The organism is Bradyrhizobium sp. Ai1a-2 (assembly GCF_000426245.1).
GTDB lineage: Bacteria > Pseudomonadota > Alphaproteobacteria > Rhizobiales > Xanthobacteraceae > Bradyrhizobium.
This window is the reverse complement of record NZ_AUEZ01000018.1, coordinates 87,273-112,820: the sequence shown is the minus strand read 5'-3', so window position 1 is coordinate 112,820 and position 25,548 is coordinate 87,273. Positions and strand designations below refer to the sequence as shown.

Genomic DNA, 25,548 nt, shown 5'->3' with positions numbered 1-25,548 from the left:
CCCGGCCTCAGCCGGCGCAGGCAATCCATCCACGCGAGGTATCGTCATCCAGCATCGCCACCGCGCCCGCGCGGCGCGTCAGCACCGCGCGCTGGTTGATGTAACCCTTGTCGGTGATCTCGCCGCCATCGACGGAGGCCGGCTCCGCAAGCAACAGCGCGCGCGTGGCATGGCCGGAGGAGTTGCCGCTCTGCGCCTTCAGCCTTGCGAGACCCTGCGCGATCGCGCCGCGGATCGTTTCGTGGCCAATCACATCGGCAACGTCGGCGCTGTCGGGCAGCCCGGCCTGTGCGCGGCAGGCGGCAATGTTCGGAAACACCAGGAAGCGGACTTCGTCGCCGCCATGGCCGGTGACGACGATATCCTGCGCGAGCGGCGCCAGTGCGGCAATGCCAGCGACGCGCAGTGTGCCGACGCTGACCCAGGTGCCGGAGTTGAGCTTGAAATCCTCGGCGACGCGGCCGTCGAAGAACAGCCCGCGCTCGGGCTGTTCCGGATCGGCAAACTTCACGGCATCGCCGATCCGGTAGAAGCCCTCCTCATCGAATGCCTGCGCGGTCAGCTCCGGCGCCTTCCAATAGCCCGGCGTGACATTGGGGCCGCGCACGCGCACTTCGGGCTTGTCGCCGGAGGTGACCAATTTCAGCTCGGTGCCCGGGATCGGCACGCCGATATTGCCGGAACGCTCGGCCAGAAAATGGCAATCGGTCGCAAGCGGCGACGTCTCGGTCGAGCCCCAGGCCGATACCATCGGAAGCCGGCGGCCGACCGTCTTCACTGACAATTCTTCCAGCGCGTCCCACAGATTCTGCGGCAGCGCCGCGCCGGCATAGAAGGCGAACTTCACCTCGCCGAAGAATTTCCGTCGCAACGCCTCATCGTCACGGAGCGCCGCGATGAGCATGTCGAAGCCGCGCGGCACGTTGAAATAGACCGTCGGCACCACGCTGCGCAGATTGGCGAGCGATGTCGCGAACAGCCCCGGCGCCGGCTTGCCGCCGTCGATATAAAGTGTGCCGCCGTTACGCAGCACCAGGTTGAAATTGTGGTTGGCGCCGAAGGTGTGGCTCCAGGGCAGCCAGTCCAGGATCACGAGATTGTCGCTGTCAGCATCAAGGAAGGTCCAGGTCTGCGCCTTGGCCTGCTGGCTCGAAGTCAGCATGCGCTGGGTGTTGATGACGGCCTTCGGCGCGCCCGTCGACCCCGAGGTGAACAGGAATTTTGCGATGGTGTCCGGCGTCACCACCGCGAACGCGCTGTCCACGTCCGCAGTCTCGAGCGTGGCGGCGATGGCGCGGAACGAAATCGCATCGCTGTCGCCGGCATTGCCGCTGATGATGGTGGCCGCATGCAGCGGCCGGATTGCCGCCAGCGCCGCCGCGAACGGCTTGGTGCCGGAAACATAGATCGCGCCCGGCGCGAGCAGCCGGACCATGCTCTTCAGCTTGTCGAAGTCGTTCGACATCAGCGAATAGGCCGGCGAGATCGCGGCAGACGGCACGCCGACATGCTGGGCGGCAAGCGCGAGCAGCGCGTGATCGATTGAGTTGTCGGAGAGGATCATCACCGGGCGTTCGGCGCTGAGGCCCTGGGCCAGGATCCAGGAGGCGAGCGAACGCACCTTCGCCAAGGCATCGGCATAGCTGACGGTGGTCCAGGGCGTTTCGACATTGGCGCGCTCGGCGAGGAAGACCCGGTCCGGCGTCTGCCGCGCCCAATGCTCCAGCCAGTCGCCGACACAGCGCGCGCTCTCGCGCAAGGGCACGGTCGATCTCACGATGATGCTGCCATCGCCCCGCCGATCGGCAACGATCGCGGGCACGGCAAACAACATTTCGGGATCATCGCGGCGAGCGACGGCAACGGTCATGGGGCTCCCTCACATGCCCTCTTTGGCGGGGCTGGCTCTGCTCTACGCGACTATCCCACCGTCAGGCAATGTCGCCGCGCGCCGCGGATCGAGGATCGCGACGCCTGCGATAGACGCCCAAAAATTAGGCAGAAGCCTCGCGGACGGTAGGCGCCGCGCGCCCTCGCCAATCCCGAACGATTATCTTAAATAACTGAGATTACGTCGCTATTTCCCCAAATGCGCCAGAGCGATAAATGTACACAATGGCACATCGCTTGCTTCGATCAGGCTTGGGTTTTGTCAGGCCGAGCACTGCCCACCACGACGGAGATCGGCCACCAACGGACCGGGGCACCACGTGACTGAAACCGTCGCTGAGATCGTCGCTGCGCACCGCGCCGGCACCATGACGCCTGCGCAAACGGTCGCGCGCAGTTTTCAGCGCATCCGCGACCACGGCGATCGCGCCGTCTTCATCACCCTGCGCGACGAGAAGGACGCGCTGGCGGAAGCCGAGGCGCTGGCCGGCAAGGACGCCGCGCAGCTGCCGCTTTATGGCGTGCCGGTCGCGGTGAAGGACAATATCGACGCGCTGGGGATGCCGACCACGGCGGCCTGCCCGGCCTTCTCCTACATGCCGGCGCATGACGCGACCGCCGTCGCGCGGTTGCGCGCGGCCGGCGCCATCATCATCGGCAAGACCAATCTCGACCAGTTCGCGACCGGGCTCGTCGGCGTGCGCTCGCCTTACGGCGTCCCCAGGAATCCGATCCGCGACGACCTCATTCCGGGCGGATCGAGCTCGGGCTCGGCGGTCGCGGTTTCCGCAGGCCTGGTGCCGCTCGCGCTCGGCACGGATACCGCGGGAAGCGGCCGTGTGCCGGCGATGCTCAACAACATCGTCGGGCTGAAGCCGAGCCTCGGACTGATCTCGACTGCCGGCGTGGTGCCGGCCTGCCGCACGCTCGATTGCATCTCGGTGTTCTCGCTGACCGTCGACGACGCCATGACCGCGCTGAAGGTGATGGCCGGCCCCGATGGCGCCGACCCGTTCTCGCGGGACCGGCCGCTTGCCGGGATGACGGAGTTTCCCGCCAAGCTTCGGCTGGGCATCCCGCGCAAAGGGCAGTTGATCCTCTTCGGCGACCGCCAGTGCGAGCAACTCTATGCGGAAGCGGTCGAACGCTGGGCCGCGCTCGGCGCGACGCTGGTCGAATTCGACCTCGAGCCGTTCTATGAGACCGCGCGTCTGCTCTATGAGGGCCCGTGGGTTGCCGAGCGCTATCTGGTGATCCGCAACCTGCTCGCCTCGTCGCCGGAGTCGATCCATCCGGTGACGCGCGAGATCACCGCGGCCGGTGCGCGGCTGACCGCCGCCGAGACCTTCGCGGCGCTCTATCGGCTGCAGGCGCTGCGCCGGGTCGCCGAGCGCGCCTTCGCCTCGATGGATGCGATCGTGCTGCCGACGGCGCCGACGGTCTATTCCACCGCGCAGGTGCTGGCCAATCCGATCGAGCTCAACAGCCGGCTCGGCACCTATACCAATTTCGTCAACCTGCTCGACCTCTGCGGCCTCGCGCTGCCCTGGGCGATGCGGCCGGACGCCGCGCCGTTCGGCATCACGCTGCTGGCGCCGGCCGGCCGCGACGCGCTGCTTGCCAGCATCGGCCGCGTGTTCCATGCCGACACCAAACTGCCGATCGGCGCGAAATCGCTGCCGCAGCCGCCGCTCGTTCCACTGCCGCCGTCAAACGGCGAGGACATTCCTATCGCCGTCGTCGGCGCGCATCTGTCCGGTATGGCGCTGAACGGCGAATTGCAGACGCTCGGCGGACGCCTGCTCGAGGAGGCCACGACCGCGCCGGACTACAGGCTCTATGCACTCGGCACCACGCCGCCCAAACCGGGCATGCTGCGTGTCGAGGCGGGCAGCGGCGCATCGATCAAGCTCGAGCTCTGGGCACTCTCGCCGCCATCCTTCGGCAAGTTCGTCGCCGCGATCCCCGCGCCACTTTCGATCGGCACTGTTCGCTTGGCAGACGGACGCGAGGTGAAAGGTTTCCTCGTGGAGCCCGCAGCCATCAACGGCGCGCGTGACATCTCTGCCTTCGGCGGCTGGCGCACGTTCGTGGCGGAGACTACTACGGTCTAACGCCGTAGGGTGGGTAGAGCGCAGCGAAACCCACCACCTTCGAGACATTGCCTGCGGTTTGATGGGTTTCGCTTCGCTCTACCCATCCTACGCTCTCTACTACGAAACCATTGGAATTAAACCGACACCGCGTAGATCTCGTATTCGCCGCGCACCAATGTGATGTGGGCGCGCATGGCGGTGGCAGCGCCGGTCTTGTCGCCGCGCAGGATCGCGACCACGACGCGGTCGTGCTCGGCATGCGACTTTGCCAATCGGCCGAGATTGCGGAACTGGGCGCGGCGGAACGGCTGCACGCGGACTCGCGTCGCCAGCGTCATCTCGGCGATATAGTCGTTGTGCGAGCCGGCATAGATCGTGTTGTGGAAGCGCTCGTTGACCTCGTGAAAGCGCTCGGGATTGCCGGTGTAGCTGAGCACGCGCAATTCCTCATGCACGGCTTCGAGTGCATGCCGGTCTGCAGCCGTCATCCGCTCGGCGGCGAGCCCCGCGCACAGCGCTTCCAGTTCCGCCATGGCCTCGAACATGCCGGTGAGCCGTTCGATCGAGGGCTGCGCCACCACCGCGCCGCGATGGGCGCGCGCTTCGACCAGGCCACTCGCCGCAAGCTGGCGCAGCGCCTCGCGCACCGGCGTGCGCGAGACGTTGAAGCGGCGCGCTATTTCGGTTTCGTCCAGGGGTGAGCCCGGCCCGAGCGCGCCGCGCACGATCTCGTCGGCAAGTTGCAGGCGCAACTCCTCGGCGCGTGTGATCTTGGATTGTTGCGGAGACGGACGGTCGACGCGCCGCACCAGCATTTCCGGTCCGGCGGCAGCAGGGCCACGCGGAAGATCGTCCAGACTCATGTCTTCGGATCCTTCGGTTCGTCGATGATGCTGACATGGGCAGCGACGATTCTCCAGCCTTCGGGGAAGCGTATCCACGTCTGCATCTGCCGCCCCACCTTGCCAGGTGCGGTATCGCGATAGAACAGCGTCGAGGCGACAGCGGTGTCGCGACCGTAGGTCGATATCACCGTCTTGTCGGTTCTGCGATTGAGTCCCGCCGGCGAGCGCGCCGCGCGGAACGCCATGATCGCGTCATAGCCATAGAGATTCTCGCCAATGCCATAGCGCAGCGTCCGCTTGTCGTTGCGGAACAATTCGTCGAGCACGGCGACATCGTTCGACACCAGCGCCTTCTCGTAGCGCTCGAATTGTGCGGTCACTTCCGCAAGCACGTCGGGCAGATCGATTTCCATTCGCTAGATTCCTCGCGGCGGCGGCGCGGCGGCCGCGCCCATTTGCTCCAAAGCGTAGGCGACCCGCAGCGCAATGTCCTCGCGCCAGGGCGCGGCGATGATCTGCACGCCGATCGGCATCGGCTCGAGCGGAACCGGGACGGCCACCACCGGCAGGCCGATGAACGAAATCGGCTGGGTGTGGATGCCGATATTGGCGCGCACCGGCAGTTCGACTCCGTCGAGCGTGAAATTCACCTGGCCAAGCTTCGGCGCCACGCAAGGCGTCGCCGGGGCCACGATCACGTCGACCGTCTTGAACAGCTCCAGCACCTTCTCGCGGTACCAGCGTCGGAATTTTTGCGCCTTGTCGACATAGGGCGCTGGGATCATCGCGCCGGCGATCAAGCGATCGCGCACAGCGGGATCGAAATCATTCGGCCGCTTGCGCAGGCGATCGAGATGCAGCGAGGCACCTTCCGTGGTCGTGATGACGTAAGCGGCCGAACGGGCGCGCGCGGCTTCCGGAAGTTCCACCGTGCGCGTTGCGTTGAGCGCCTTGGCGATGCGGCCGACGGCCTCAACCGCCTCGGGAAACACGTTCTGCTGGAAATAGCCGCCGGCGATGGCGATGCGGAGATCGCCGACGCCTTGCGCAAGGAGCGGCGCAACCGGCTCGACCGGCCGCGCGGTGCAGGCGACATCGTCGGCATCAGGTCCCTGCATCGCATCATAGGACAATGCGAGGTCGCGCACGCTTCGCGCCAGCGGCCCGAGATGATCGAAGCTTGCGACGAACGGAAAGGAACGCGCGCGCGACAGCCGGCCATAGGTCGGCTTCAGGCCGAAGACGCCGCAGAAGGACGACGGCACACGGATCGAGCCGTTGGTGTCGGAGCCGAGCGCGATCGGCACCAGGCAGCCCCCCACTGCGCTGCCGGAACCGCCCGAGGAGCCGCCGGTCATCCGCGTCGGATCGTGCGGATTGCGCGACGGGCCGTCATGCACATTCTCGCCGGTGAAATCATAAGCGTATTCGCCCATGTTGAGCGCGCCGACCAGCACGGCGCCGGCGGCCTCCATCCGTTCGATCAGCGTGGCATCGCGTGTGGCCGGCGGCAGATCGCGATTGATCTTCGATCCGGCGCGGGTGGAAAGGCCCTTAACGTCGAACAGGTTCTTCACCGCAAAGGGCACGCCCGCGAGCGGGCCGACGGTCTGGCCTGCCGCGATCGCAGCATCGACATCCCTGGCCTTGGCGCGGGCGCGATCGGCGGTGACGTCGGTGAAGGCATTGAGCACGGAATCGTGCTTTGCGATGCGAGCGAGCGCGGCCTCGGTTGCCTCCAAGGCTGAGAGCTTTCGCGTGGCAACGGCCTGCGCGATGTCGGCGGCGGACAGGGATTGGTCGGACATTGCGCTATCAGGCGGAGTAGACACTGGCCGGCTCGCTCTCATCAGGCAGTGCGAATTCGTCCACCATCCGCGCCAATTTCAGCGAGACTTCGAGATTGGCACGAACCGCCGCCCGCCAGGCGTCCTCGACCGGCAGCCCCATCGCCGTCGCGACGGCGTCGATATAGTCATCAAGCTTGTCCGCAGCCATTACGCTCCCACCCGGCGATCTCAACGCACCCATGATCCGATGACTTGAATCGGATCACCAACTCATCTGTTTTATCGAGCGTTTGGAAAGCCTGCCTGCCCGTTTTCTTTCCGGCGACTGCTCAATGAACAGGCAACGGCGGGTGCGGGATCGCCGTCAGCAGCTCCTTTGTATAGGCATCCTGCGGATCGCCCAAGACCTTTTCGGACGTGCCCTGTTCGACGATCTTGCCGCTGCGCATCACGATGACGCGGTCGCACAACAGGCGCACGACGTTGAGATCGTGCGACACGAACAGGTAGCTCATTCCCATCGACTGCTTGAGATCCTGCAACAGGTTCAGCACCACCGCCTGGACGGAAACGTCGAGCGCCGCGGTCGGCTCATCGAGGATCACGAGCTTTGGATGCAGCGCGATCGCCCGCGCGATTCCGACGCGCGCTTTCTGCCCGCCGGACAATTGATGCGGGAAGCGGTCGAGCAAATTGACGGGAAGGCCGACCAGCGTGGCGAGTTCCTCGCAGCGGGCGCGCAGCGCGTCGCGGCTTCTGATGTCGCCGAGTTGCAGAAGCGGGTCGGCGATCGCGCGCGCGGCAGTGAAACGCGGGTTGAGGCTGTCGGTCGGATCCTGGAACACCATCTGGATCCGGCTGCGCAGCGGCAATCGCGCAAAGGATTGCGGCTTGATCTCGCTGATCTCCTCACCATCGAAGGCGATGCGGCCGGAGGTCTGGTCCAGGAGCCGCATCACCATCATCGACGTCGTCGATTTGCCGCAGCCGGACTCGCCGACCAGGCCGACGCTCTCGCCATGGCCGACATGGAAGCTGATGCTGTCGACGGCGCGGAATACCTCCTGCTCCACCGGCGGCTTGCGGCCGAACAATTTTGACAGCACCGCGCTTGCGCCCTGGCGGGGGTATTCCTTGACGAGCTTCTCGACGAGGAGGAGGGGCTCCTCCCTCTCCCCGCCCTTCGCGGAGTCGAGACGAGCGGAGCTCGCTCTGAGAGGGTCGGGGTGAGGGGCTGCCTCTACGGGCGGAATGCTAGGAGAGAGCCCCTCACCCGCCCCGCTCTGGCGCGCAAGAGCGCTGCCGAGCGTGTCGGCCTCTCCCCGCGAGCGGGGAGAGGCGAGGACCTCCTCTTCGGGCAGCAGATCGCGCAGCGACACGCCGATCCTTGGCGTCGCGCGCATCAGCTTCTTGGTATAGGGATGCTCGGGCCTGGCGAAGATATCGGCGGACCTCGCAGTCTCGACCACGCGGCCCTTCTCCATCACCACGACGCGGTCGCAATAGGCGGCGGCCAGGCCAAGGTCATGCGTGATCAGGATGGTCGACATCGAACGCCGCTTTGTCAATTCGACGATCAAATCCATCACAGCCTTCTGCGTGGTGACGTCGAGACCGGTGGTGGGCTCGTCCGCGATCAGGAGCTGCGGATTGCAGGCTAGCGCGAGTGCGATCACCACGCGCTGGCACATGCCGCCCGAGAGCTCGAACGGATAGGCGTGATAGCGTTCGCGCGGGCGGGCGATCTTGACCTGCTCCAGCGCTTCGATCGCCTTCTCGCCGCGATCAGCCACCGTCGACTGCTGCACGTGCTGACGCAGCACGTCCTCGATCTGGTCGCCCACTTTCCGGATTGGATTGAGCGCCGCGCGCGGGTTCTGGAAGATCATCGAGACTTCGCGGCCGCGCAGGTCGCGCATCTGCGTCTCGGTCGCGGCCTTGACGTCGATGCCGGAAAACATCACCGAACCCTCGGCGATTTTTCCCGCGCGGTCGAGAATGCGCATCACCGCGTACGAAGTCACCGATTTTCCGGAGCCGGATTCGCCGACGATGCCGACGGTCTCGCCTTTCGCCACGGAGATATTGACGTGCTGCACTGCCTTGACGATGCCGCGCCTCGTGGTGAATTCGACGGTGAGGTCGCTGACGTCGAGCAGCGGCTGCGCGGTCATGCGTGGCTCTTTTGTTTGAGCATGATCTTGTCGGAAAACCGGTTCCCACTTTTCCGGATCATGCTCTACGTCCTCCGCTGCGGATCGACGATGTCGCGCAGGCCGTCGCCGAGCAGGTTGAAGCAGAACACAGCGATCATCAGAGCAAGGCCGGGGAACAGCGCGATCCACCATTCGCCCGACACCATGAATCCCGCGCCCTCGGCGACCATGATGCCCCATTCGGCGGTCGGCGGACGGACGCCGAGCCCGATGAAGGAAAGGCCCGCGGCATTCAGGATCGCATAGCCCATGGTGAGCGACATCTGCACGATCATGATCGGCATGATGTTGGGCAGGATGTGCACCAGCAAAATGCGATATTCGCCATTGCCGGAGAGCCGCGCCGCCTGCACAAAGCCGGCGTTGCGGCGGACATTGGCCTCGGCACGGGCGACACGGGCATAGAGCGGAAAGTTCACGATCGCGGTGGCGATGATGATGTTCTGCACGGTGTTGCCGAGTGCGGCGACGATGCCCATCGCCAGCACGAACAGCGGGAACGCCATGATGGTGTCAGCGATGCGGCCGACGATGCGGTCGGTCCAGCCGCCGAAATAGCCGGCCGCGATGCCGGCGAGCCCGCCCATCAGGAACACCAGCACGACGGAAGCAACCGCGATGAAGGTGTCGAGCCGCGTCGCCACGATGACGCGGCTGAAGATGTCGCGGCCGAGCTGATCGGTGCCGAACCAGTGCGCCGCCGACGGCGGCTTCAGCGCCGCGGACGTATCGCTGGCGAGCGGGTCGTAAGGAACCACATACGGGCCGAACAGCGCGGCGAACAGGATCAGGATGAGCAGCGCGAAGGCGAAGGCGGTGACTTTGTTCTCGCCGAGCACATAGCGCGTGTGCTCGAAGACGGCTGATAGTCCCGAGGTCCGCGCCGGACTGACGGGTTCAACGACAGGCGCAACGGTGCTCATGCTTCACCCCTCACCCTTCCAGCCGTACGCGTGGATCGATGACGCCATAGAGAATGTCGATGACGAGATTGAGCAGCACATACATGACCGCCATGGTCAGCACGAAACCCTGCACCGGCGCGAAATCCGACGAGATCAGCGCTTCCACCGCGTAGGAGCCGATGCCCGGCCAGGCGAACACCTTCTCGACCAGCACGTTGGCGCCGAGCAGGAACGAGAACACCATGCTGAGCGTGGTGATGACCGGCAGCATCGCGTTGCGAAAGGCGTAGGTGACGATCACGGTGCCCGGCGACAGGCCGCTGGCGCGCGCGGTGCGGACGAAGTCGGACGCGAGCACCGCGAGCATCGAGGCGCGGGTCATGCGCGCGATCGGCGCCAGCGAGAAGATCGCGAGCGTCGTGGCGGGAAGGATGAGCTGGCTGAGCGCCGAGCGGAACGCCTCGAAATCGCGCGCGATCAGAGTGTCGATCAGATAGAAGCCGGTCACCGTCGGCGGCGCGCTGTAGAACACATCTAGCCGCCCAAGTGGCGCCGGCGACCAGCCGAGCCGGAAATAGAAGACGTAGACCAATACGAGACCGGTGAAGAACACCGGAAGCGAGACGCCTGCCGTCGTCGTCACGCGACAGAGATGGTCGATCCATGAGCCGGGCCGCGTTGCCGCGAGCACGCCGAGCGGAATCGCGATCGCGACTGACACCAACAGGCCGAGCAGCGTCAATTCCGCGGAGGCCGGCAGGCGGTTGCGGAGTTCGGTCGCGACCGGCTGGCCGGTCGTGAGCGAGTTGCCGAAATCGCCATGGGCAAGATCGTTGGTGTAGCGGAAGAACTGCTCGATCAGCGGCCGGTCGAAACCAAGCTTTTTGCGGATCTGCTCGATCGCCTCCTTGGTCGCCGCGGGACCGGCGAAGTAGGCGGCCGGATCGCCCGGTAGCGCGCGCGTCAGCAGGAAGGTGACGATGACGACCCCGATCAGGCTCGGGATCGCGAACATCAGCCGCTTGCCAATCATCGTGAGCATGGCGCGCCCTCCGCCCTGGCGAATGGCGAGTAGCGAATGGCGAATAGATCATCTCGGCAAACAACAGCCATGCGCTACTCCCTGTTCGCTATTCGCCACTCACTATTCGCCCACTCACCCCTTTGCCATTGCGCGGTAGTCGAGACGGCGGTGGAACCAGTATTGATAGCCGGAGATGTTCTTTTGCATCGCCACGTTGACGAAGGGCTGGTACAGCGGAATGCGCGGGATATCGGTGAAGGCGAGGTCGACGAAGCTTTTGACGTCGGCGTCATAGGCGGCCGTGTCGCCGAGGGCGGCGGCCTTGCGCGCGCCGTCGATGAACTTGTCCATCTCCGGCGACTTGTAGCTCATCGTGTTGAAGATCGAATTGTTGCCGTGATAGCACCAATAGAAGAAGTATTCGGGGTAATCGAGCCAGCCTGAGAATACGTTGGTGAATAGCGGCATCTCTTTCTTGGTCAGCTCGGTGCGCCAGTTGGCGCCGGGCACCTTGTTGATGGTGGTCTTGATGCCGATCTGCGTCAGGCTTTCCTGCACCAGCACGCAGAGCGGCTCGTTGACCCCGGCGAAGTTGAGATCGAAGGAGATCGTGGTCTCAAAACCGTTCGGATAGCCAGCCTCCGCCATCAACGCCTTCGCCTTCTCGATATCGGTGTAGTATTTGTGCGGCTGCGGCCACGCGACCTCTGTCGGCTTGTCCTTCGCCGCGCCGAACATCGGGTTGGCGAGACCGAACAGCACCGCGTCGATGATCTTCTGATAGGGGATCGCGTAGGCCACCGCCTGCCGTACCTTGAGATTATCGAACGGCGGCTTGGTCACGTTCATGCCGATATACTGGATGCCGTTGGAGAACGGCAGCGACACCACGTCGAGCTTGCCGTTCGCTTTCATCTCCTGGAAATCCTTGAACGGCAGCTCATAGGAGATGTCGGCATCGCCACGCTCGAGCAGCGCGCGGCGGTTGCCGGCCTGCGGCACCATGCGCCAGATCACGCGCTTGATCTTCGGCACGGGGCCACCGACCCAGGCGTCGTTGCGCTCCATGATCACCTCGGTGCCGGCGGTCCATTTCGTCACCTTGTAGGCGCCGGAGCCCGCGGTCTGCTGCTTGGTGTATTCGAGCCCCCAGGGATCTTTTTCGGACGCGTTCTTCTTGACCAGTTCCGAATTGACGACACAGGGCACGATCACGGCGAGATCCGGAATCGTGAGCCGGTCCCTGGTGGCGAAATCGACCCGCACCGTGGCGTCGTCGACAATGACGAACTGCTCGGGCTTGGTCAGCGAGCCCGCGCTCATCTGGAAGGTCGGGAAGCCGCCGACGCTGACGGCGCGGTCGAGCGACCATTTGACGTCCTTGGCCATCACCGGCGTGCCGTCGTGGAATTTGGCGTTCTTCTTCAGCTTGAAGGTGACGGACATGTCGCCGACATTCATGTCGTCAGCGAGTTCGCCCTTGAACTTGTCGCGGTCGTAGTAGGGAACGCCACCCGGGCCGCTCTTCATCTCGTGGGTGATCAGGCGGTCATAGCAATTCCACGACACTTCGTAGCCGGGCACATTGGTGCCCACGCCATGGATGTCGAGATTGTTCGGGCCGCCCTCCGAGACGATTAGAAGCGTCTCCGAGCGCGCATCGGCCTTGGCCGGCGACCAGATCGCTGGCGCGGGCACCATCGCGCTTGCGGCCAATCCGGACACGGATTTCAGGAAATCGCGACGTTTCATGGGTGATGCTCCAACGCCCCTGGGAAATGGCCTGGAACAGGTTCGCAAGGTTTGTGCCAAGCCTTAATGGAACGTTAGCGAGCGCCCAAGGCGTTGATCATGCGTCGAAATATCGAAGAGGCGTGTTGGAGCGTCTCGATTCCGAGGTGTGCCATTGCATACAAATCGGAAGATTTGCTTATCGATTAGGCGATAATTTTTGAACGCCCGTTTGTTGGGCGAGCGATCTACGTCGCCCAAATCAGCTCCTGCAATTGCACGAGATCGTCGGCTTTCGCTTGCCATCCCTCGATGCAGATGTGCCGGTTCAGGTCGCTCGCGCGGTGCAACAGCATCAACGCCATCAGCCGCCGCTTCAGCGCGAAATCGATGTCGCTGCGGGAATAGCCGAATCCTTCGAGCAGGCTGAGCACGCGGCGCGGCCGGCCTGCGGCCATGAATGCGCCCGGGCCGAGCAGATCGTAGTCGCGCCATCCGGTCAGCACGTCGCCGAAATCGATCAGCCCGCAAAGCTGCCAGCGACCGTCCCGCTGCGTCAGCATGAAGTTTTGCGGAATGTATTCGCCAGTGAGGATGACCGGCGGCTCGCGCATCGGGATCAGCTCGGCGGCGTCGCGCAAGAGATCGTCGAGCCCGTCGAGGAATTGTTGCGCCAGCCCCAGCCGTTCATGTCTGGCACGACAGCCTTCCATCTGGCTCTGCATGAACACGTCCCAGCGCGGCTCGATTTCAAGCAGCGGACCTGGTGGCACGCGCTGAACATCCGCGATGGTCTCGCCGATCTCGGCGAGCACGCGCTCCTTGTCTGCTTCGGGTAGCGAGGCCCATACGTCCGCGCCCAGGACGCCCGGCACACGCGTGGTGATGAGATAGGGCCAACCCTCGCGCTCGCCCTCGGCGACAATCTCCGGGATCGGAATTTTGACCTGTCCGCGGAGCTGCGCGAGCGAGGCGCGTTCCGATGTGTACTGCGCCCGCAACATCGGCGGAAAGATCTTCAGGATGAGCTGATCATCGAGACCGACGACGAGATTGGTGCCGGTCGTGAACACCTGAAGCGGCGCGGACGCAATTCCGTGGCTGCGAGCGATATCCATCGCGACCGGCAGCCAGCGCGATGGGTCGGCGCGCCAGACGCGGAAGATTTCGTGCGTTGTGAAGGTGGGCAGAGATTGGGTCATAGCGTCGCGAGCGTCGGCATGGATTGCTTCGTCGCAGCGCTCCTCGCAATGACGCTTGGCGACGGCACCTACCGATCCGGATTGGCGCGCTCGAACTGGCGCAGTAGCCGATTACCGCGCTCGACGGCCAGATCGAGTGCGGCCTGCGGCGATTGCTTGCCGGAAAAGGCCTGCTCGAGCTCCTCCTCGATGACACCGCGGATCAGCACGAAGGAGCCGAGCCGGATACCTTTCGAGTTCTCGGTCGGCGGCTTCAGCGTCAATTGCTCGATGCCGATCGCAGCCCCGGGATTGCTGTCGTAGAAACCCTGCGCGCGGGTGAGCTCATAAGCCGCGCGGGTGATCGGCAGATAGCCGGTCGCCTGGTGCCATGCGGCCTGCACCTCCGGCTTCGACAGATAGGCGAAGAACTTCGCAACGCCTGCATATTCCGCCCGCGGGCGATCGCGCAGCACCCACAGCGTGGCGCCGCCGATGATGCTGTTCTGCTGCGCGCCGGCAACGTCCGGCCAATAGGGTATCATGCCGTAACCAACCTCGAATTTCGAGTTGGCCTTGATATCGGCGCTGGTGCCGGACGAGCCGATGAAGATGCCGCATTCGCCCTTCTGGAAGCGCGGCTCGGCCGCCTGCCCGCGGCCGCTATAGTCGAACACCTTGGTGGCTTGCCATTCCACGAGTTGGGCGATGTGCTTCACCATCAGCGGATTGTTGAAGATGAGCTCCGCGTCGAGCCCGCCGAAGCCGTTGGTCTTGGTCGCGATCGGCAGATTGTGAAAGGCGGAAAAATTCTCGACGTTGATCCAGGACGGCCAGGACGTGGTGAATCCGCACGCCGCGCCCGCCGCGCGCAGCCGCTTTGCCGCCGCGCCGAGCTCGGGCCATGTCTTGGGCGCGACCTCAGGATCGAGGCCAGCGGCGCGAAACAGATCCTTGTTGTAGTAAAGGATCGGCGTCGACGAGTTGAAGGGAAACGACAGCAGATTGCCGCCGGCGTCGGCATAGTAGCTGGTCACGGTCGGCAAGTAGGTCGACGACAAGAACGGCTCGGACTGGTCGCGCATCAGCTCGAATACCGGATAGATCGCGCCGCGAGCCGCCATCATGGTGGCGGTGGCAATCTCGTTGACCTGGACGATCGCGGGCTGGCTGCGCGAACGGAAGGCGAAGATCGCCGCCGTGACCGTTTCGGTGTAGTTGCCCTTGTAGTTCGGCACAATCCGGTAGTCGGACTGCGACGCGTTGAAATCGGCGGCGAGCTTCTCGACCTGCTTGCCAAGCTCTCCCGACATCGCATGCCACCACATGATCTCGGTCGCGGCATGCGCGGGCGATCCGAGGAGAGTGGCTGCAAGCGCCGCCGGGTATAGGAATCTCATAAACAATGTCACGGTGCGCCAATCCAGGCTTTCGCGCTTAAGAAGCAACACGACTTTTGCCCTGATTAAGGCTGTGCCGTAAAGGTTGCAATCCGGCAAAAGGTCGGAACAGCCGATTAACCGTAGATGGTCGGATAGCTATCTTTCCGGCATCTGCTAAAAAGTATTGAACCTTTTGCTCCCGCCACAGACCATATCACAAGGGGATTTGTCGCCTGTGTACCGCCGCGCCGGCCTTTCGCGGACCATGAAGCTTGTTGTCGCGCTGCTACTGACGGCGGTGGCAACGGGTGCGGCTGCGCGCGAGTTTCGGGCTTCCGATACCCAGAGCGAGGACTATCCGACCGTCCAGGCGCTGCGTTACATGGGCAGCCTGGTGGAAGAGCGAAGCGGTGGCCGTCACCATGTGCGCGTGTTTCACTCGCGGCAGCTTGGCGAGGAAAGAGAAACGCTGGAGCAGACGCGGGCAGGTGCGATCGACATCAACCGCACCAACGTGGCGCTGATCGGGACCATGGTGCCCGCGGCCAATGTGCTGGCGATGCCCTTCCTGTTCCGCTCGGTCGAACATTTGCAGAAGGTCCTGGATGGCCCCATCGGCAACGAGATCCTTAGCTCATTCGAGGCTTACGGCTTCATCGGCCTGGCGTTCTATGATTCAGGCGCGCGCTCGATCTACAACAGTGTCCGTCCGATCCATTCGCTCGACGACCTCAAGGGCCTGCGGATTCGGGTCCAGCAGTCGCAGCAGATGTCGGACATGATCCGCGCGCTCGGCGCCGAACCGGTCGAGTTGCCCTATGGCCAGGTGAAGACCGGCCTTGCCACCGGGTTGATCGACGGCGCCGAGAACAACTGGCCGTCTTTCGTCACCACCGATCACTACAGGTTCGCAGGTTTCTATACGCTGACAGAACATACGATGAGCCCGGAAGTGCTGGTGATGTCGCAAAAGGCGTGGACCAGCCTGTCAGTCGAAGACCAGGCCCTTTTCCGCGAGGCCGCGAAACGCTCCAGCCACTTCATGCGCGAGAAGTGGAAGGACCTCGAGGAGCGCACGCGTCAGCGCGCTGAAGCCTCGGGTGTCAAGATTGTTAGCGATTTCGACCGCAGGCCGTTCGAGGCGGCGATAACAGGACTCTACGCCAACGCGCAGCGCGATCCCGCGATCGCGTCATTGATCGAGCGCATCCGAAAGGTGAAGTGAGGCAAGCTTGGCAACGCTCGGACAGGATGGAGCAGTGGGACGGCGGGCGACCTTCGCCGCGCGCGGCCGCGTGCACATCGTCCAGATGCTGCGGGCGGTGCCGATCCGCTGGCGCATCCTGTCGATCGCGCTGTTGAACTCGGCGGTCGTGGTGGTGCTGGCGGCATTGATCTGGAACGGCGCCACCGTGCTCCGCACGGCCTGGGAAGATGTCCGGCAGGTCCGCGAGTCGGACAAGATCCTGGCCAAGCTCGAGACCGAGACCAGCCGGCTGCAGAACCTGATCCATCGCTACATCAACCAGCCGAGCCCGGAGCTTTTCGCCGAGATCCTGCTGCTGCGCGAGGCCGTGCTCGGCACGCTGACCACGCGCGCCGCCACCGACCCGATGCTCTCAGGGTCGGTGGAGCAGCTCGAGCGCGTCACCAGCCGCTTCCTGGATGGCTTCGGCGAATTGCGCGCCGTTCAGGCAAAGATCACCAAGACCTATGAGGAGCAGGTGCTCGGGCCGGCGAAGGACATGGCCGGGCTCTATTCCATCATCGAAGGCGCCACCGGCCATCGCGACGCGCTGATCTGGCCCTCGCTCGGCAAATCCCGCGAGGCCTTCACCGCGATGCTGGTGGCGGCGAACGCCTATTATCTGTCGCTCTCGAGCGCTTCGGCCGAAGAGGCCCGCCGTAACACCGAGACGATCGAGAAGACGATCCCGGTCATGATCGATCTCGCCGACAACGACCTGCAGCGCCTGGCGCTAGCGCGGCTGAACAAGCGCACCGAAGCGCTGCGCGAGGGACTTGGAAAACTGACCGAGCAACTCGCGAGCCGCACCGAGCTGCTGCGCAACACCATCGACGCGAGCCAGGCCGACGCCATCGGCGTCATCGACGATCTCTCGGTCAACATGCGCCAGCGCGAGCAGAAGGCGCAGGAGACCTTCGACCGGACGCTGTCAGACATTTCGCGCCGTGTGCTCTCGATCGCGGTGATCTTTCTCGGCATCATCGTTTCCGCGGGCGTGCTGATTGCGCTCTCGATCCGCCTGCCGCTGCAGCAGATCATGGCCTCGATGCACGCCATCACGTCGGGCAACTACGATCGCCGCGTGCAGGGCACTGATGCCAAGGACGAGGTCGGCGCCATGGCACGCGCGGTGGAAGTGTTCCGCGAGAATGCGATCGCCAAGCGCCAGGCCGAAGACGAATTGCGTGCCGCCAAGGAACGGGCCGAGAGCGCGCTGCTCGAGCTCAATACGGCGCAGCAGAACCTGATCGATGCCGAGCGGCTCGCGGCGCTCGGCGGCCTCGTTGCCGGCGTCGCCCATGAGGTCAATAACCCGATCGGCATCAGCCTGACGGTGGCTTCGAGTTTTGCGCGGCGCACCGAGATATTCGAGCACGAGCTGAAGTCGGAACAATTGCGTCGCTCCAAGCTCGACGAATTCGTGAAGAACTCGCGCGATGCCGCGCAGCAGCTCGTCGCCAACCTGCAGCGCGCGGGCGAACTGATCCAGTCGTTCAAGCAGGTGGCGGTCGACCGCTCGCATGCCGAGCGCCGGCAGTTTTCGCTCAGCGAAGCGACCGACCAGATCGTCGCCAGCCTGCGGCCGGTGCTCAAGAAGGCCGCGATCGCCCTCACCGTCGACGTGCCCGAAGGCCTGATGATCGACGGCTATCCCGGCGCCTACGGACAAATTTTAACCAATCTTTTCCTTAACGCCGTCAACCATGCGTTCGTCGACGGGCGGTCGGGGACGATCACGATTTCAGCGCGGGCCCGCGGCAGCGACGACGTCGAGATCATCTTCGCCGACAACGGCGCCGGCATGACGCCGGACGTGCAGCGCCAGGCGTTCGATCCGTTCTTCACCACCCGACGCAACGAAGGCGGCACCGGGCTGGGCTTGCATATTGTCTATAATCTTGTCACCCAGCAGCTCGGCGGCCGCATGGTGCTGGAGTCAAGGCCGGGACAAGGCACCACTTTTCGCATTATCATGCCGAGAATCGCCAAGGGTCAGCCAACGGGTCAGCCGTCGGGTCAGCCCACCATCGCGGACCAAGCCACCGACGGAACTGCTCAATGGCCGAACAGGACGATGTCCTCCACCTGATCGACGACACCGGGGTCACACCGGAGGATTCGTCCGCGCGAAAATGGAAGGTCGCAGTCATCGACGACGATGCTGCAGTGCATGAAGGCACCCGCTTCGCGCTGTCCGACTACAGCCTGAACGGCGCCACGCTGGAGATCCTGTCGGCCTATTCTGCGGCGGAAGGTCGCAAGCTGATGCGGGAGCATCCGGACATCGCCGCCGTCCTGCTCGACGTCATCATGGAGACCGACGTCGCAGGACTCGACCTCGTCGAATATATCCGCAACGAGATCAAGAACGAGACCGTCCGGATCATCCTGCGCACGGGACAGCCGGGCCAGGCGCCGGAACGACGGGTGATCGTTCAGTACGACATCAACGACTACAAGGCCAAGACCGAGCTCACCGCCGACAAGCTGTTCACCTCGTTGACGGCAGCGCTGCGCAGCTACCAGCAGCTCGAGCGCATGGTGCAGACCCGGCGCGGGCTCGAGATCATCATCGACGCCGCCTCCACGCTCTACGACTTCAAATCGATGCAGCGGCTCGCCGAGGGCGTGCTGACCCAGCTTGCCTCGCTGCTCAATGTCGAGTGCGCCGGCATCCTCGTGCTGCGCGATGACGGCGCCGGCAGCGAATTGTCGGTGCTGGCAGGCTCGGGCTGCTACAGCCGTTTCATCGGCTCCACCAGTTCGAAATCGCTTGACCCTGATCTGCGCGAGATGGTGGAAGCCGCCTTCCAGCGTCGCAAGAACGAATTCGCCGACCACCGCAGCGTCCTCTATTTGCGCACCGGCAGCGGCCGTGAAGTCGTGGTGCTCCTGCAGGCGGAGCGCCAGCTCTCCGACACCGACCGTGCCCTGGTCGAGATTTTCTCCAGCCGACTCTCGATCGCATTCGACAACGTGATCCTGTACCAGCAGCTTCACGAGGCCAACACCCAGCTCGAGGACCGCGTCGCCCAGCGCACTCGCGCGCTGATGCAAGCCAACCGCCGGCTTTCGGCGCAATGGCTGAGACTGCAACGCGCCAACGGCTTCAAGAACGAGATCCTGGGCACGGTCGCCCATGACCTCAAGAACCCGCTCGGCGTGATCCTCGGCCGCACCGAGATGCTGACCGAATTGATCGGCGCCGGCTCGCCAAGGGAAGCGATCGCGACGCAGGTCGAGCACATCAGGGACGCCACCAAGCGCCTGACGTCGATGGTCGATCATCTGATCTCGGACGCGATGGCCGACGCGTTCGACATCACCATCCGCCGTGAACCGGTCGACATCGCGGCCCTCGCCAACGAGGTCGCCGAAGCGAACCTGCCGCTGGCGGTCAACAAGCAGCAGAGCATCTCGGTCTCCGCACCGCCGAATTTCGTGACCATGTGCGATGCCGACCGCATTCGCGAGGCGATCGACAATCTCGTCAGCAATGCCATCAAATACTCACCAATCGGCGGCAAGATCAGGGTGGTGGTCACCCATGAGGGTGACAACACGGTGATCCGGATCGCCGACGAGGGCGCCGGCCTCTCGCCGGAGGATTTGGGTCGCCTGTTCGGCAGGTTCCAGCGGCTGTCGGCCAAGCCGACCGCGGGCGAGAGCTCGACCGGGTTGGGACTTTCGATCGTCAAACGCATTATCGACATGCATGGCGGCCATGTAACTGCGCAGAGTGCCGGCCCCGGACAGGGCTCGATCTTTACGGTTACACTGCCGGCCACGGCAGAGACATCATGACCCAGAGCCCGCACATCATCATTGTTGATGACGAGGCACCGGCCCGCGAGATGGTCGGTGATTATCTGAAGATGCACGGGTTTGGCGTGACGCTGTGCGACGGCGGAAAGAGCCTGCGCAGCGTGATCGAGAACAGCCACCCCGACCTCGTGGTGCTCGACCTCAACATGCCCGAGGAAGACGGGCTGTCGATCATCCGCGATCTCAAGAGCCGGATGAACGTGCCGGTCATCATGCTGACGGCGACCGCGAGCCCGATCGACCGCGTGGTCGGGCTTGAGCTCGGGGCCGACGACTACGTGGCAAAGCCCTGCGAACTGCGCGAGCTGATGGCGCGGATACGCTCGGTCCTGCGGCGGAGCGCGCCGGCCAAGGCGGCAGCGCCCGAGGCGACGGCCGCCAAGAGCGAGAAGGAACAATTGGTCCGCTTCGGCACCAAATGGCTTGATCTGCAGGCGCAGGCGCTACGTGACGACGAGGGCAACGAGCATCCGCTGACGGCGTCCGAATTCGGGCTGCTGAAGGTGTTCGCGGCCAATCCGAAACGGGTGCTGTCGCGCGAGCGGCTGCTCGAACTGGCCAATGCGCGCGACGCCGAGGCTTTCGACCGTGCCGTCGACCTCCGGATCATGCGCATCCGCCGCAAGATCGAGATCGATCCAACCAAGCCCGCGGTCATCCGCACCATCCGCGGGGGCGGCTATCTGTTCTCACCGAGCGGCGAAAAAGCCTGATTTCCGCGCCTGCGCTGATGACGGGGCACGAGAACTCACCGGGACGCTATCCGGTTCCGCCCTGCCCTGAAACTTCTCGCTAATTTTCCACGTATTGAAATTACTGGCATTTTTGGCCTGAATGTTTCGTCGCCCGCGTATTGACGAAACAATTCTCCTACCGATGAAACCATTTTCCTCTTTTCGCGCAGACATCCCGAAACCGTGGCTAATTAACAATTCTCCCAACGAAAGCCGCCAAGGCGAACTGGGAGCCTGTCATGTCGAACGTCGTCGCCATCAACGCCGCAGCCAACGCGAATATCGTCGCTGCACGCCAGACATCCGACGAAACGCTGCTCGGCAAGATCGCCATAGGCGACCGCACTGCGATGCACGTGCTCTATTCCCGTCACAACGTCCGGGTTTACCGTTTTGTGCTGCGCATGGTCCGCGACACCACGGTGGCGGAAGATCTCGTGAGCCAGGTGTTCCTGGACGTCTGGCGCACCGCCGACCAATTCGAAGGCCGCTCGCAGGTTTCCACCTGGCTGTTGTCGATCGCCCGCTTCAAGGCGCTGACCGCGCTGCGCCAGCGCAAGCACGAAGACATCGAGCAGGAAGAAGTGCTCGACATCGTCGACGGTGCCGATACGCCGGAAGCCGCGCTTGATCGCGCCACCACCAGCGAGATTCTGCGCGCCTGTGTTGCGAAACTGTCGCCGGCCCACCGCGAGATCATCAACCTCGTCTACTATCACGAGAAGTCGGTGGAAGAGGCCGGTGAGATCATCGGCATCCCGCAGAGCACGGTGAAGACCCGCATGTTCTACGCCCGCAAGCAGTTGGCCGAGTTGCTGAGGTGTGCCGGCGTGGACAGCCTCGCGGCGTGAAGGAGCGATCCGGAAAGTCGCAAGGCGCGTGAGCTATTGTAGGGATTGTCTTCGAAGCCAGAGAGCGGTGACGAAACAATTGAAACAATCGACGACATCACCCGGAAAAACTCAGTCTCTATACCATTAACCATCGAACGCAACGCCAACGCCGAACAGGAGAAAGACATGCTGAAGCCATCCTTCCGCTTCTTCATCATCCCGCTCGGCGCGGTTGCCACTCTCGCTACGCTGTCGAGCCAGAACGTGGCCCCACGTGCGCACCGCGATGCCGGTGCGACGCCGGTACGCGAGCAGGTGATCGACTGCAGCACCAGGAGCGCCGCGGAGGTCTGCGAGATCAGGTAGCGAGTTCTTACGTCTTCAAGCTTCTAACCTCCCAAGGACTACCTCCAACGACCCGGCCGGGATGCCCCCCAGCCGGGTCGCTTTCCTTTTTGAGGGGTGGTCATATTGACATGTTTTCACTGCGATCGGACGCGTGATAAACATCGTTGCAGTTCACGATGGATAGTGCGTCATGTTCGAAGGCTGGGATGCGGTTGCGCTCGCCCGGGCGCAGTTTGCCTTTACGATGTCGTTTCACATCATATTTCCGGCTTTCTCCATCGGACTCGCCAGCTATCTCGCGGTGCTGGAAGCGCTCTGGCTCTGGACCGGGCGCGAGGTCTTCATCAACCTGTTTCACTACTGGCTGAAGATCTTCGCGGTCGCATTCGGCATGGGTGTGGTGTCGGGCATCGTGATGTCCTACCAGTTCGGCACCAACTGGTCGGCCTTCTCCGACAAGACCGGGCCCGTCATCGGACCGCTGATGGCTTACGAGGTCCTGACCGCGTTTTTCCTCGAAGCAGGCTTCCTCGGCGTGATGCTGTTCGGGCTGAACCGCGTCGGCCCCAGGCTGCACTTTCTCGCAACCTTGATGGTCGCGGTCGGCACGCTGATCTCGGCATTCTGGATCCTCTCCTCCAATTCCTGGATGCAGACGCCGACCGGCTACGCCGTGAATGCGAGCGGCCAGTTCGTGGCGGCCGACTGGCTCAAGGTGGTCTTCAACCCGTCCTTTCCATATCGCCTCGTGCACATGGTGCTCGCGGCCTATCTGACCACCGCGCTGGTGGTCGGCGCGGTCGGCGCCTATCATCTGCTGCGTGACCAGCATCTCGCCGGCCCGCGCGTGATGTTTTCGATGGCGATGTGGATGGCGACCTTCGTGGCCCCCATCCAGATCCTGGCCGGTGACCAGCATGGGCTCAACACGCTGGAGCATCAGCCTGTGAAGATCATGGCGATGGAAGGCCACTACCAGAGCCACAAGGACGGCGCGCCGCTGATCCTGTTCGGATGGCCCAACCAGACGGCCGGCCGGGTCGACTACGCCGTCGAGATTCCCAAGCTCGGATCGGTGATCCTGAAGCATTCGCCGACCGCGCCGATGGCCGGGCTCAACACCGTGCCGCGCGAAAACTGGCCGCCGGTACCGATCACCTTCTGGTCGTTCCGCATCATGGTCGGGCTCGGCTTCCTGATGATGGGGCTCGGCCTGTTGAGCGCATGGATGCGCTGGCGCGGCCAGCTCTATTCCTCACGCTTCCTGCACACCTTCGCAATGCTGATGGGACCGGCGGGCTTTATCGCGGTGCTGGCGGGCTGGATCACCACCGAGACCGGGCGGCAGCCATTCACGGTCTATGGCCTGCTGCGGACGGCCGACTCCGCTTCCCCGCTCGCTGCGCCCGCGGTCGGCTCCTCGCTGCTCGCTTTCGTCATCGTCTACTTCGCGGTGTTCACGGCGGGCGTGATCTATCTGCTGCGGCTGATGGCGGCGCCGCCGCATCCGGGCGAAGCGGGGCCGCCGCGCGACGTTCCTGCCCGCGCTGCCGGCATCACGCCGGCTGCCGCCGCGGCAGCGGAGGGTGCGCGATGAGTGTCGCGGTCGACCTCGCCACGGTCTGGGCCTTCATCATCGCCTTCGCGGTGTTCGTCTACATCGTCATGGACGGCTTCGACCTCGGCCTTGGCATCCTGTTTCCGCTCTTTACAAAAAAGGCGGATCGCGATGTCATCATGAACAGCGTGGCGCCGGTGTGGGACGGCAACGAGACCTGGCTGGTGCTCGGTGGCGGCGGGCTGATGGCGGCGTTTCCGCTTGCCTATGCCGTGCTGATGCCTGCGCTCTATACGCCTGTCATCGCGATGCTGGTCGGCTTGATCTTCCGCGGCGTCGCCTTCGAATTCCGCTGGCGCACGCAAAGGCAGCGCAACCGCTGGGATATCGCCTTTTTCGGCGGGTCGCTGGTGGCGGCGCTGGCGCAGGGCGTCGCGCTCGGCGCCATCCTGCAGGGCGTGCATGTCGAGGGCCGCCAATATGGCGGCGGCTGGTGGGACTGGCTGACGCCGTTCAGCGTGTTGACCGGCATATCGGTGATGGTGGGTTACACGCTGTTGGGCGCGACCTGGCTGGTGATGAAGACCGAGGGCGCGCTGCGCGACAAGGCCTATCAATTGAGTTGGCTATTGCTGTTCGCGATGCTCGGCGCGATCGGTGCGGTCAGCATCGCAACCCCATTCCTCAGCGTGCAATATACCCAGCGCTGGTTCACCTGGCCGAACATCATCCTCACTGCGCCGGTCCCGATCGCGGTGGCGGGCGTCACCGTGCTGCTGCTGCGCAGCCTTGCGAACAAGTATGACTACCAGCCGTTCTTCCTGACACTGGCGCTGTTCTTCCTGTCCTATGCCGGCCTCGGCATCAGCATGTATCCCTATATCGTGCCGCAGAGCATCACGATCTGGGAGGCGGCCTCGCCTGCCAACAGCCAGATCTTCATGCTGGTTGGCGTCGCGATCCTGATTCCGCTGATCCTCGCCTACACCGGCTGGTCATATTGGGTGTTTCGCGGCAAGGTGCGGCCCGGGAGCGGCTATCACTGATGCCGCGCGAGGAGAAACCACCTCCGCTCGCCAAGCGCCTGATGTGGTTCGCCGTGCTCTGGCTCGGCGGCGTCGGCACCGTGGCGTTGATTTCGTTCGGCCTGCGGCTCTGGATCGCACCGCGATAGGACAGCTCCGCTACCGGGCTATTACGGGAATCGCAGGTATTCCAGCGAGCTATCTCCTCTGCCGCAAACTTGCCATCAAGCTGCCACTGAGATTTGATGGTTCCTGATTTGGGTGGAGCACCAATGCATTTGGCCGCGCGCCAACGAGGAGAGCTTTGTATGACGAAATTTCGTCACCTGATCTGGATGGTCATTGCCGCGGGCGGCCTGATGCTGTCGGCCTCGCAGACGCAGGCCCAGACCGCCGATGTCGGCGACCAACCGGGCCTTGTCCCCGACGATAGCGTCGAGCTCGATCCGGAATGGCGCAAGCAGGTGGTTTACTACCGCACCAACGAGGCGCCGGGCACCATCATCATTTCCACGACGGAACGCCATCTCTATTTGGTCCAAGGCAACGGCCGTGCCATCCGTTACGGCATCGGCGTCGGCCGCGAAGGCTTCCAGTGGCAGGGACTCCTCAACATTACCCGCAAGGCGGAATGGCCGGACTGGACGCCGCCGCCGGAAATGATCGCGCGCCAACCCTATCTGCCGCGCTTCATGGCCGGCGGTCCGGGCAACCCGCTCGGCGCGCGCGCGATGTATCTCGGCACCACCGTCTACCGCATCCACGGCACCAATCAGCCCAACACCATCGGCACCGCGATCTCCTCCGGCTGCTTCCGGCTGGTCAATGCCGACGTCGCCGACCTCTATGACCGCGTCCCGGTCGGAACCAAGGTGATCGTGCGGCAGAAGCCCCAACTGTAACCGCCCGCCTTCCT

The 25,548-nt window shown here is 63.9% G+C and carries 22 protein-coding genes; 11 read left to right on the top strand and 11 right to left on the bottom strand.

What is annotated here, in order from left to right; all coding sequences use genetic code 11:
• Positions 1 to 7: 7 nt before the first annotated feature.
• On the bottom strand, positions 8 to 1,870 hold the full coding sequence (locus K288_RS0114975) for a feruloyl-CoA synthase (RefSeq protein WP_043159890.1): 1,863 nt from the start codon (positions 1,868 to 1,870) through the stop codon (positions 8 to 10).
• A gap of 340 nt (positions 1,871 to 2,210) precedes the next feature.
• Here K288_RS0114975 and atzF point away from each other — a divergent pair, with 340 nt between their 5' ends.
• On the top strand, positions 2,211 to 4,004 hold the full coding sequence (gene atzF / locus K288_RS0114970) for an allophanate hydrolase (protein WP_027580300.1): 1,794 nt from the start codon (positions 2,211 to 2,213) through the stop codon (positions 4,002 to 4,004).
• Between the two features lie 116 nt (positions 4,005 to 4,120).
• On the opposite strand, the gene K288_RS0114965 is transcribed toward atzF, so the two are convergent.
• The 10 genes from K288_RS0114965 to ugpB all read right to left on the bottom strand — a co-directional run bounded on the left by K288_RS0114965 (position 4,121) and on the right by ugpB (position 15,078).
• Positions 4,121 to 4,849, bottom strand: coding sequence for a GntR family transcriptional regulator (locus K288_RS0114965; RefSeq protein ID WP_027580299.1), 729 nt, complete (start codon positions 4,847 to 4,849; stop codon positions 4,121 to 4,123).
• Positions 4,846 to 5,244 (bottom strand): oxalurate catabolism protein HpxZ, encoded by a 399-nt coding sequence (hpxZ, locus tag K288_RS0114960; RefSeq protein ID WP_027580298.1) that lies wholly within the window; start codon positions 5,242 to 5,244, stop codon positions 4,846 to 4,848. The genes K288_RS0114965 and hpxZ overlap by 4 nt, the downstream gene beginning before the upstream one ends.
• Before the next feature lie 3 nt (positions 5,245 to 5,247).
• Positions 5,248 to 6,639 (bottom strand): AtzE family amidohydrolase, encoded by a 1,392-nt coding sequence (locus K288_RS0114955; protein ID WP_043159888.1) that lies wholly within the window; start codon positions 6,637 to 6,639, stop codon positions 5,248 to 5,250.
• 7 nt (positions 6,640 to 6,646) lie between these two features.
• Positions 6,647 to 6,829 carry a DUF4089 domain-containing protein gene (locus K288_RS0114950; protein ID WP_027580296.1) on the bottom strand — a complete coding sequence of 61 codons (183 nt, stop codon included), beginning with the start codon at positions 6,827 to 6,829 and terminating at the stop codon, positions 6,647 to 6,649.
• 121 nt (positions 6,830 to 6,950) lie between these two features.
• Positions 6,951 to 8,795, bottom strand: coding sequence for an ABC transporter ATP-binding protein (locus tag K288_RS0114945; protein ID WP_027580295.1), 1,845 nt, complete (start codon positions 8,793 to 8,795; stop codon positions 6,951 to 6,953).
• A gap of 65 nt (positions 8,796 to 8,860) precedes the next feature.
• Positions 8,861 to 9,760 carry an ABC transporter permease gene (locus tag K288_RS0114940; protein WP_027580294.1) on the bottom strand — a complete coding sequence of 300 codons (900 nt, stop codon included), beginning with the start codon at positions 9,758 to 9,760 and terminating at the stop codon, positions 8,861 to 8,863.
• A 10-nt stretch (positions 9,761 to 9,770) separates the two neighbouring features.
• On the bottom strand, positions 9,771 to 10,784 hold the full coding sequence (locus K288_RS0114935) for an ABC transporter permease (protein WP_027580293.1): 1,014 nt from the start codon (positions 10,782 to 10,784) through the stop codon (positions 9,771 to 9,773).
• Positions 10,785 to 10,898: 114 nt separating this feature from the next.
• Positions 10,899 to 12,518, bottom strand: a complete 1,620-nt coding sequence (locus K288_RS0114930) for an ABC transporter substrate-binding protein (RefSeq protein ID WP_027580292.1) — start codon at positions 12,516 to 12,518, stop codon at positions 10,899 to 10,901.
• Between the two features lie 227 nt (positions 12,519 to 12,745).
• Positions 12,746 to 13,699, bottom strand: a complete 954-nt coding sequence (locus K288_RS0114925; RefSeq protein WP_027580291.1) for an aminoglycoside 3'-phosphotransferase/choline kinase family protein — start codon at positions 13,697 to 13,699, stop codon at positions 12,746 to 12,748.
• A gap of 68 nt (positions 13,700 to 13,767) precedes the next feature.
• Positions 13,768 to 15,078, bottom strand: coding sequence for a sn-glycerol-3-phosphate ABC transporter substrate-binding protein UgpB (gene ugpB / locus K288_RS0114920; RefSeq protein WP_043159885.1), 1,311 nt, complete (start codon positions 15,076 to 15,078; stop codon positions 13,768 to 13,770).
• Between the two features lie 247 nt (positions 15,079 to 15,325).
• Between ugpB and K288_RS0114915 the strand changes: the two genes are divergently transcribed.
• The 10 genes from K288_RS0114915 to K288_RS0114870 all read left to right on the top strand — a co-directional run bounded on the left by K288_RS0114915 (position 15,326) and on the right by K288_RS0114870 (position 25,534).
• Positions 15,326 to 16,285: a TRAP transporter substrate-binding protein gene (locus tag K288_RS0114915; RefSeq protein ID WP_051334544.1), complete on the top strand. Its 960-nt coding sequence runs from the start codon at positions 15,326 to 15,328 to the stop codon at positions 16,283 to 16,285.
• Between the two features lie 85 nt (positions 16,286 to 16,370).
• Positions 16,371 to 18,398, top strand: coding sequence for a HAMP domain-containing sensor histidine kinase (locus tag K288_RS0114910; RefSeq protein ID WP_043159902.1), 2,028 nt, complete (start codon positions 16,371 to 16,373; stop codon positions 18,396 to 18,398).
• Entirely contained in the window at positions 18,368 to 20,113 is a 1,746-nt protein-coding gene (locus K288_RS0114905) for a DUF3369 domain-containing protein (protein WP_027580287.1), read from the top strand. Before K288_RS0114910 ends, K288_RS0114905 begins: the two co-directional genes overlap by 31 nt.
• Positions 20,110 to 20,847 (top strand): response regulator, encoded by a 738-nt coding sequence (locus tag K288_RS0114900; RefSeq protein ID WP_027580286.1) that lies wholly within the window; start codon positions 20,110 to 20,112, stop codon positions 20,845 to 20,847. The genes K288_RS0114905 and K288_RS0114900 overlap by 4 nt, the downstream gene beginning before the upstream one ends.
• 260 nt (positions 20,848 to 21,107) lie before the next feature.
• On the top strand, positions 21,108 to 21,719 hold the full coding sequence (locus tag K288_RS0114895; protein WP_027580285.1) for a sigma-70 family RNA polymerase sigma factor: 612 nt from the start codon (positions 21,108 to 21,110) through the stop codon (positions 21,717 to 21,719).
• A gap of 168 nt (positions 21,720 to 21,887) precedes the next feature.
• Positions 21,888 to 22,067, top strand: coding sequence for a hypothetical protein (locus K288_RS52370; protein WP_152535523.1), 180 nt, complete (start codon positions 21,888 to 21,890; stop codon positions 22,065 to 22,067).
• Between the two features lie 172 nt (positions 22,068 to 22,239).
• Positions 22,240 to 23,646, top strand: a complete 1,407-nt coding sequence (locus K288_RS0114885) for a cytochrome ubiquinol oxidase subunit I (protein WP_027580283.1) — start codon at positions 22,240 to 22,242, stop codon at positions 23,644 to 23,646.
• Positions 23,643 to 24,653, top strand: coding sequence for a cytochrome d ubiquinol oxidase subunit II (cydB, locus tag K288_RS0114880; protein ID WP_027580282.1), 1,011 nt, complete (start codon positions 23,643 to 23,645; stop codon positions 24,651 to 24,653). Before K288_RS0114885 ends, cydB begins: the two co-directional genes overlap by 4 nt.
• The gene (locus K288_RS52365) at positions 24,653 to 24,781 is read left to right on the top strand and encodes a DUF2474 domain-containing protein (RefSeq protein ID WP_152535522.1); all 129 of its coding nucleotides are present in this window, start codon (positions 24,653 to 24,655) and stop codon (positions 24,779 to 24,781) included. Before cydB ends, K288_RS52365 begins: the two co-directional genes overlap by 1 nt.
• Before the next feature lie 159 nt (positions 24,782 to 24,940).
• The gene (locus tag K288_RS0114870; RefSeq protein ID WP_027580281.1) at positions 24,941 to 25,534 is read left to right on the top strand and encodes a L,D-transpeptidase; all 594 of its coding nucleotides are present in this window, start codon (positions 24,941 to 24,943) and stop codon (positions 25,532 to 25,534) included.
• Positions 25,535 to 25,548: the final 14 nt, after the last annotated feature.